Annotated in this window: 4 protein-coding genes; 3 read left to right on the forward strand and 1 reads right to left on the reverse strand. The window is 47.4% G+C overall.

All coding sequences use genetic code 11. The features are described from left to right. Nucleotides 1-983 precede the first annotated feature (983 nt). Nucleotides 984-1748, forward strand: a complete 765-nt coding sequence (locus tag O9324_RS07795) for a hypothetical protein (protein ID WP_288139894.1) — start codon at nt 984-986, stop codon at nt 1746-1748. 98 nt (nt 1749-1846) lie between these two features. Next, nucleotides 1847-6964: a hypothetical protein gene (locus O9324_RS07800; RefSeq protein WP_288139895.1), complete on the forward strand. Its 5118-nt coding sequence runs from the start codon at nt 1847-1849 to the stop codon at nt 6962-6964. A 259-nt stretch (nt 6965-7223) separates the two neighbouring features. On the opposite strand, the gene O9324_RS07805 is transcribed toward O9324_RS07800, so the two are convergent. Next, entirely contained in the window at nt 7224-8414 is a 1191-nt protein-coding gene (locus O9324_RS07805) for a HEAT repeat domain-containing protein (RefSeq protein ID WP_288139896.1), read from the reverse strand. A 642-nt stretch (nt 8415-9056) separates the two neighbouring features. Here O9324_RS07805 and O9324_RS07810 point away from each other — a divergent pair. Further along, on the forward strand, nt 9057-9305 hold the full coding sequence (locus O9324_RS07810) for a DUF4926 domain-containing protein (RefSeq protein ID WP_288139897.1): 249 nt from the start codon (nt 9057-9059) through the stop codon (nt 9303-9305). Nucleotides 9306-9376: the final 71 nt, after the last annotated feature.

Genomic DNA, 9376 nt, shown 5'->3' on the forward strand with positions numbered 1-9376 from the left:
AATAAGGTTTGATGACATCTTTAGTGATTTACTGTTTTTTAAATGCCTTTTTTCACTCTCTATGTTTATTTTTATGCTCACTTTGGTTTTTTCTCTACGTAATTTACCTCTGTGACAGTTTGGGGTGCGGAATGTGGGTTAGAATTAGACCTACAAAACCAAACTTTGAAAGTTCTACCCTCCGAATCTCTAGATACTTATCTAACAATTCTCTAAAAATTGATAACCTTCATGGATCGATCACCCTTGTTTTCTCAATTTAAGTAGGGAGACACAATTATTTGTAGGATGGGTTAGCAGTAGCGTAACATGAGCGGGCGTTGGGTTTCATGCTGCAACCCAACCTACACTACACTATACTCGTTGTCAAACAGCCAAGTTATGGTTCACAATTAGGCTATTTTATGGGTAAATTCACAAAGTGTCACAACCGCTAGTGAAACTTGACCAATCTTTTTCTAGCATAAAAAAGAGGGTTCTACCGAACCTGTTATGTAAAAATAACAGGTTTTTCGGTTTGTCTTATGTGATGGACGGGGTTATAAGGAATGAAACCCTTATAGAGACAGACATTGCCGCAATTTTTGTCAATTGTTTGCGATATGGAGCGAACTAATCAATTAAATCTCTTGCCAGATAAGGATTTAGTCGATTTATGCCCCCCTATCGAACCATACCAAGTCCCGACGAGCCAAATAACACTTTGAGATGAGAGAACGGGGAACAGGGGGGATTGATGTCATTAGCTGATAAAAACCATGTTTTTGACTCAGCTTTGCTAAGGTTCAAGCACTAAAAAAAACCAGACTATTCTCTGCTTATTGTCCATAACGTCACCTTTTCCTTCAATAATCATTTCTTAGTTGTTGCCAAAATCTCAACCCTTTTCCCTGTTCCCCGTTCCCCGTTTCCTTTTTCAATCATCAGTTTAGCATACTAAGTTCGGTAGAGCCAGAAAGAGAAATAAAAAAGAGGTGATTGAGATGTTTTTAAGCTATCTAGGATTTATCGGGTTTTGTGTGATTTTTGGAGCCTTAGTCTTACTAGCTTTTGGGGTTTTACGATGGTTGCACATCCCGTCAGGAAATTTAATCGATTGGTTGATTGGGATCGCCAGTTTTTGGTGGTTGTTAGTGATTGTGACTGTTCCTTGGAACATTTATTTTGATGCCCAGGAAGTCATCGCAGAAGCAGCAATTTCTCAAGAAAAAAATATTACCGTAGATCGGAAACAAGTTGATTATGTTAAGACAGTAGCGCGTTGGTCAATTCGGCTCGCAATCGCCTTACATTTGCTGTCAGGAATTGGACTTTATACCTTAGCAGCAACGGGAATTAGTGCAGTAGGATATGTGAGTTCTGGTGCAACTTTATTATTGACAGCTTTACGTCCGGCGATTCGGGCTTATCAATATTTAGCCGTGCGTTTGTCAATGATTCGACAACAGATTGAGTATCCCAGAGAGGATGTAGTAGAGTTGCGTAATCGCGTCTCTATTTTAGAGGATAATCTGGCAATAATCAGGGAAAAACTGGATACCGAAGCAAATATACAGCAAGAAGAAGTCCAAATAAATCGCCAAGAATTAGCCCGTCTGAAAGCCTTACTAGAAAAATTGGAGGCTAAAAATCAGGTTGAACATGAAACCTTATCTCAGGAAGCACAAAATGCGATCGCACAACTGACAGAAGACAGTCAATTTCTCAATCATGTACGAGAGATTATTCGCTTTTTCAAGACAGCTTAGATGAGATTAATTTCTTAAGAGATGTAACCAAGGCTGAAACCCTTACTGTTCCCTATTCCCTTGTCTCCCCAGTTAACTTTACCTTTATCTGATTACTTATGTCCTTTCAAGAGAATCGAATCATCTCAATAGAAATCGTCAATTCTAGCTCGCCAGCCGAACTTTTACTAGCTCTCAAGCAATGGCTAGAATTAGATTTGATTGCCGACAAAAGACTAGAATTAGCAATAAATGCGAGAGAAAATCAAGAAACCCTCGCTCTGACAATAACCACCAGCGTCCCTATATCTAACTTTTTAGAAGGTTTGGGGCAATGGCAGGAGCGAGGCTGGCTGACTGCTTCTCAAATCCGGGTTGTTATAAGAGTGAGAGCCTCCCATCCCCCTCTACTACAAGGTTTAGAACAATGGCTCCAATTAGGATTACTTGAGGAATCTCAAGTCAAGCAACTGTGTCGGGAAAACCTCTCCTGTGTCATGCCTATACTGACAACTGCCCCTACCAGAGAGCCGCTGCCAGACCCCATCTCCTCCCAGCCGCCTCCCCCACCCGCGCTACCTTCTCGACGGCCAGAAGCTCCCCGTAGAATCCCGCCACAGCCGCCAACATCTCCTCGACGGCAGGAAACTCCCAGCCAGTTTGGACAAATGTTACAGTCTTTGATGGCAGAATTGAGCGTCCTCTGGCTGCTGCTGTTGGGAGTCTTCATGGTGGTCATCTCCTCTGGTGTCCTCGCCGCCAACTTTTGGGAAAAATTCTCAAGCGCCGGACAGTATGGGGTTTTGTGGCTTTATACTTTAGCTTTTTGGGGAGCCAGTTTTTGGAGTAGCCAACAGCCGCGCCTGCGCCTGACCAGTCAAGCTTTGCGCCTGGTTACTCTGTTGCTAGTGCCGATGAATTTTCTGGCCATGGATAGCTTGGGCTTGTGGCGCAACCCTCTAGACTGGTTGATTGTGGTAGTGGCTGCCCTTTCCCTTACCGCCGTAACAGTTCAACTATTCCGGGGGAGGTACGGGGAAACTCGCCCGGCAGGATTTTCTCAAAGTCTGCCGAATCACTTGGGATTGAGCTATCTGCATTGGGGATGGGCAATTGGGGGTTTTCCCTTGCTGGCAACTTACTTGGGCATGGTGGGAACAACTTTGATCTCCCTTTCCCGTGTTCCTGAAGGAGCCGGACAAGAAGCAGCATCAAGGAGAGAAAGATTAGCCCCTTTTAGCTTAAATGAGGCAATTGTCGTCTATGGGCTAGTTATCCTGCTGGTGCGGGCAATTTTTATCGCTCAAGTAGAGATTAGCCAATTGGGGCTGGCTGTGGGGATTTGCGGCTGGTTAGCCAGTTGGCAGACCAGACAATCTGTTTCCTTGTGGCAGCGTATCGGCGGTAGCTTGCTGCTGCTAGGTTGGTTACTGTCGGTGGGTGAAACACCCTGGCAGGCCCTGGTAGTGAGTGGTTTATCACTCCTGTTTTTTGCGCGACGCATCGGTTACTCCTGGCGGAAGTTCGACTTGGCAGCAGCCTTGCTGATTGGGTTGCAGGGGTTGTGGCTGGCTTGGCGCTTACTTCCAGACACTTTCAGGCAAGGGGCAATCGCCTTGGGGACTGGTTTAACTGGCGCTGAAGCTACCCCTTGGGCGTTACTAAGCTTAGTTCTCTTTCCTTACCTAGTCTTGATCCTGTTCCTGACAGATTGGTTCTCCCAATTGGGCAAGCGGGAATTAGCCTCTTTTACCGGCTCGATAGCCTTGTTCTGGGGAACAACCTTGACCTTTTGCTCCTTAGTCAATCCTGCCTTGAGGACGCTCAACTTGGCAGCTTCAACCCTGGCGTTAGTAATTTTCAGCCAACGGCAAGTCAAACTAGCTTCCCTTCAAGAGATTTCCCGCCGTTTTCTCTCCCTGGCCTATCTCACTCACCTAGCTGGCTTGCTCACCCTAATTTTGGCGATTGACTGGGGATGGCCAAGGCTGAGTTGGGCAGTTTGGGGCGTGATTTTAATCATGCTGGCGGTGCTGGAATTGGCATTCAGCCTGAAACAGCCCTTTCCTCCTACTTCCTTGCTCCATCTCCTACACCACACAACTTGGAATCTGGGACTAATCTTGGCTGGGCTATCCTATAGCTTGTTTGTCCTCAATCAGGGGACAGTTTTCGCCCAGTTGACCTCTGTGTTGGAGCGCCCGCTTATGGGGCTAGAGTGGGGCTTAGTCTGGGGTTTGGCTCCCCTGGCCCTGACTGGGGTGGGAACTTGGCATCTGGCTCGGCGGGAAGTTGCCAGTTGGTTGAGTATGGGAGCTTTAGCCCTGTGGCAGTGGCTTATCTTAACAGCCCTACTCCTGCAAGGGTTGGCACCAGGAATTGCCTCAATTAGCTTAGGGATAGCTACAGGATTGATGTTCGTCAATAGCCGTAACTTAGAGCAGGTAGCAGCAGCAGCGATTACCGTAGGTTTTGGCTTGAGTTGGCTGGCACTGTGTTTGTGGGATGGCAGTTTTGGTTGGGCATTGCGGCAAGAAGCAAGCTGGCTGTTGGCAGGGGTAATTACTGCGACAAGCTTGTGGATTCTCCGCCAATGCTTAAGGGCATTACCGAATAATTTGGCGAGAATTTATGCCCAGGTTAGCGATGGTTGGGCAACTTGCCTCTCGCTCCTGATGTTATTGGCGCTTTCTGGCAATGTCCTTAATTCTCCAGACGGTAGAGAAGCGATCGCCACTTGGTTGCTGATGGGGGCGACTGCTTATCGCAGTTGGCAACCCTCGCGCCAACCTCAGCTAGTCATTTGGTTGAGCATCTCAGTCTTGCTAGTTGCCCAAATTCCCACCTGGACAGGGGAAGAAACTCGTCTCGTCACCTTTGCGATCGCCACTGGGTTGATGTTCTTTCAGACTCATCGCCTACAAAAATTAGCAGCGGCTGCCATCACGGTCGGCTTGTCCTTGGGCTTGAGCGTTGCCTTACTAGAGAGATTGCCTCTCTCTGGATTAGATTGGCTGTTGGCGGGGGCAATCGCCCTTATCCCCCTCTGGCCGTTGCGCTATTGGTTGAGCCAGCGTACTTCTAAACTTGCTCTCCTCTATGCCCGCGCCTGCGATGGCTGGGCAATTGCCCTCTGTAGTCTGGAGTTGTCGATTCTGGTAGCTAACACCTCGATAGTGCAGGAGCCTTTCCGCACTCTCCTCTTGTCGCTCTTGCTTATGGGAGCAACCGCCTATCGCAGTTGGCAACCTCCCCGTTTTCCCTCAGCAATCTGGTTGAGTATTGCCACCTTATCCCTAGTCCAGTTGCCCTTGCTAGGGCTGACAGGGTACAGGCTAATCGGCTTAGGAATAGCAACTGGGTTGATGCTGGTTCATGCCTATTATTTACAACAAGGGGCGGCAGTTACCCTTACCATCGGCTTCGCTCTGGCTTTGTGGGGAACTTGCCTGTGGGATGGTTGGGCGGGATGGGCTTTGCGTTCAATTGACGGCTGGTTGCTGGCAGTTGCCTTGCTCTTAGCTGTCCTCTGGATGCTGCGGAGTTGGTTCTTGCGCCGCCAGAGCCAACTTGCCGCCCTCTATACCCAGTCCCTCGATGGCTGGGCAATTGCCCTCTGTAGTCTGGAGTTAGTCGCCCTGACTCTCCATTCTCTAGCCGTTTACTGGGATTGGATGGCGGCCTCAAGCCTCTCTGTCCTAGCGGCTGCCCTGACTTTAGCGGCGATCGCCTATCGAAGCTACCTCGATCCGAGTAACTGGGGCATCTACGGGGTAGGCTGGAGCTTGGAACTGCTCACCATCGAAGTTCTCAACCTGACTAAGCAGTCTTTAATTGCCCTAGCGATCGCCAATATTCTCTTGGGATTGCTTACCCAACTGTTGGGAGATTGGTGGCACAGATCTACTCACAGACGGGAAATGCTCAATAGCTGGAATATTCTACCCTTGCTCTATGGGGCATTAGGAGCGGCTCTGCGTTGGGGATTTTTCAGTAGTTGGACTGGCTTGAGTTCTCTGGGACTGGTACTGATTGCCATCGGAGTTGGGCGGCGCTCTCCGGCCGGGAAGCCCTTGTTGTATCTGGGAATTGGCGGGATCTCCATCTCAGCCTACGAGCTATTGTTTTATCAAATTGCCGACCTGTCCCAAGGCGATCAATTTTTGGCAATGGCAGCCCTGGCCGCCAGCTTGGTTTACGGCTATCGGTTGCTCTCTCCCTGGTTGGCTGGCTACTTGCCTCTGACGGGTTCAGAATTGAAGTTGGTTGCCCACCTGCACTGGGCTTTGGGCAGTTGCCTGTTACTAGGGGCCTTATTCTATCCCGTTGCAGTCAATCAACTGTTGGGATTGGCAACCGGTATCTTTTTGACTCGTTATGCTATCTGGCAAGGGCGCAACCATCCTAACCAGGCGATCGCTGAAATGTGGGTCTGCCTGGGCATTCTAGAAGGGGCTGCGATTGGTGCCTATGCTGCCAATACTATTACTCCGATGGAATTCTTCTCTCAATACCTAGTTTCTTGGTTGGGAGTAATCGCCTCTGGAGTGGCTGTTTTCACCTATCTGCTCCCTTGGCGGCTTTGGGGCTGGCCACCTCGTCCTTGGCAATTCCTCGCTCTTGTTCTTCCCGGACTCGCCCTTGGGGGCAGTTTAGACAAGCTCAATCCCCTAGGTTTGCTGGTGGTGGCTGGATTCTATGCTTGGCTGGCTTGGCTGCGGCAGCAACCCCGGTGGTGCTATCTTACCCTCTTGTTAGTGAATTGGGCGATCGCCCGTTGGCTGGCGGATTTCTCTCTGGCAACTCCCTTCGCCTACAGCAGTCTTGTCGGACTGTCTCTCCTCTGTCTTGTCTGGATAGAACCTACCTGTCAGGGGAGGCAAGGCAAATCCTTGCGCCACCTGCTCCGCCTCTTGGGAACAGGCATTATTGCTAGTGCGGCTCTCTGGTTTCATCATCAGACGGGAATCCTGCCTGGTATTCTCAGTTTAGTGGCAATTTTTGCCGGATTAGCCTTACGAATTCGCGCCTTCCTCTATCTTGGCACTTTTACTTTTGTGGCTAATGCTTTCTATCAGTTGGTAATTTTGATTTTCCTTTATCCCCTGCTTAAATGGATTATCGGATTGCTGGTGGGGGTTAGCTTGCTCTCAATTGCTGGCAATTTTGAAACTCGCCGTACTCAATTAACTAGCTTGCTGCAAAATTGGCTCAGAGACTTACAGGAGTGGGAGTAATGCTTGATCCTTTGATAATGTCCTCTATGTAGGGCTGGCTGAATAATGGTAAAACCCTTTTAAAATAAGGCTTTTGACCTGCTAAAACCCGATGTTCATGCTGCGAAAATCGGATTAAGACCTTCAAAAACCTTGCATTATCCTTCTTTGAGTACACAAACTGGTACAAAAAAAAGAGGACAACAAAGCCTGAAACGACCGACGACCGGCTACTGACGACCGACTCCTAACCCCACCAACAAACTTTTTGCCGCAAACCCTATATAGTTGCATGATCTAGCTTTTTCAGGGCGCTGAGAGCATGAAGACGGACGATTGCTTCCCCATCGGCTGCTAAAGTCAGCAAAATACTTTTATTATCCCGCTCTAATTCTCCTAAAGCGATCGCTAGAGACTGTTTAACTCCCGTATCAGCGAGGATCGCCGGACGGGAGTGATAAAAATTACTGAGAATTTCCCCTGCTTGTCGGCGTAATTTCTGGGGGGTTTGCCGGCCGAGAATAGCGATAATTTCTCGACAAATCAAGACATTTTCGCTATATAAAGCCTTTTCTAGGTAATTTAAAGCTTCCCCATCCTCGATCCAGCCCAATGCTCGCACTACAGTTAATTTTAAACTATCGGGAGTTAAGGAAGATTGCAGCAGTGGATTTAAAGCTTTAGCTGAGGTTGCTGTGCCGATACGACCGAGAGCGATCGCAGTTTCTTGACAGATCTCGAGGTGGATATCGAATAACAGCGGTTGCAGATGGTTAACTAAATCTGCTTGGGGATAACTTGGCGCTAGGTAACTACTAGCTTTAATTGCTTCCCGTCGCACCTCGATGGCCGGATCCCGTAAAGCATCGAGGATAATCGCAGTAATCTGGGGATGGTGAAAACTGCTTAAAGCTTCGATCGCCATAGCCCGAATGGTGCTAGATTGATCCTTAACTACGGTTAAAAGCGGTTCGATAATTTCCGGCCGGCGAATTTGTGATAAAGCTTGTACGGCTAAAAAACGCCTGTTCGAGTCGGACAGTAATTGTTCTAAACTGGAGATCGCAGAACTGCCGATATTAGCTAAAGCAGCCGCAGCCATTTGGCTGAGTTCCTCCTCCTCCGATCTTTGCAATAATTGACTGAGAGCGAGAATACAGGCTCGATCGTCAAATTGACTGAGAATTCTTGCCAGAAACCAGCGCATTTCCCCATCTTGTTCCTCGGATTCTAACAGGGCAATTAAAGGAGCGATCGCCGATTGACCGATTTGAGGAAATAGTTTCGCTATCTCCCATCGCTGTTGAAAATCACATTTTTGTAAAGCTTCTAGGGCTAAATCGAGGATTTCATCGTTAATAATCGATTCAACAGCATCTTTTTGGTTTAAAAGTCGCTGTATGCTGGCGTTTAATGTCTCCCAGTCCTTTTTATTCAACGCTATCTGAGCTTTTTCTAGCAGAGCTTGCATCGTGAGAAATGGCCTCGATTTTCGTGCTACCTATCCTAAGAATGTCAGACTTTCTCGCTTTTGTCCTCTCTCATTATGCAAGAAACCGATAATAAATCTCAAAATTGTGCATCGGACATCAGTATTTAGGGTTTGCGACAAAAAGTACGGGCGAAGCATTCGGATAGAAAATCTCTGGTTTCACCGATAGGTTATTGCCCGAATGCTTCGCCCCTACAGGACGCAGGCCGATGAAGACGCAAGGTTTTGAAGCACGATTCTCTCAAAATCTGGCACCTGTTTCACGAGAAAAGCCACAAAACCCTTACCTTACCTACATTTCACATTTATTCAGCAAGCCCTATTTACTCAGGGCAAGCTATCCACAGACTTCTTGCAGAAGTGGGAATATGGACAAAAGTATATTATCGAAAAAATCGGGTCTAAAACCTCACCTTAAGGCGAAAAGTTTTGGGAGCGGGGCATAAATCCCCGTTACAAAAACGGCCTCCTGCCCCCTGCCGATCGCCCCCTGCCTTCGTTAATGACTTTCCCCTAAATCATCAAAACAAAACGGCTATTATTCCCAGTGTTTGGATAATCAGAAATGATGAAAATTTTCCCCGTTTAGTTACTTGTTATGTACTTTAAGGAGATAAGGAAATGAAACTCTTAGATGTGGTTGCTTTATTAGAAGACTTACCCCAATTGGGATTATATTGCGGGCAAGTGGGAACAATTGTAGAAGTCTATGAGCCAAATGTTTTTGAAGTTGAATTTAGTGATACTTCTGGCATTGCTTATGCTATCGAAATCTTACAAGAAAATCAATTAATGTTATTACTGGACTTCCCCCGTATAAACATACTAGCTATGGCTAAAAGTCTTACAGAGCCTGAGTTCAAGCAATGAAATACTAATGAACTACTGGACACAAAATCCTGAAGTTCTTACGCCGATAGGGTTTGAGGCAAAAATTTTCA

The sequence above is a fragment of the Microcystis sp. LE19-84.1B genome (genome assembly GCF_027531875.1).
In the GTDB taxonomy this organism is placed as follows: domain Bacteria; phylum Cyanobacteriota; class Cyanobacteriia; order Cyanobacteriales; family Microcystaceae; genus Microcystis; species Microcystis panniformis.

Coding starts and splice junctions, on each gene's coding strand:
- O9324_RS07795 (WP_288139894.1), top strand. CDS start 984: ATGTTTTTAAGCTATCTAGGATTTATCGGGTTTTGTGTGATTTTTGGA.
- O9324_RS07800 (WP_288139895.1), top strand. CDS start 1,847: ATGTCCTTTCAAGAGAATCGAATCATCTCAATAGAAATCGTCAATTCT.
- O9324_RS07805 (WP_288139896.1), bottom strand. CDS start 8,414: ATGCAAGCTCTGCTAGAAAAAGCTCAGATAGCGTTGAATAAAAAGGAC.
- O9324_RS07810 (WP_288139897.1), top strand. CDS start 9,057: ATGAAACTCTTAGATGTGGTTGCTTTATTAGAAGACTTACCCCAATTG.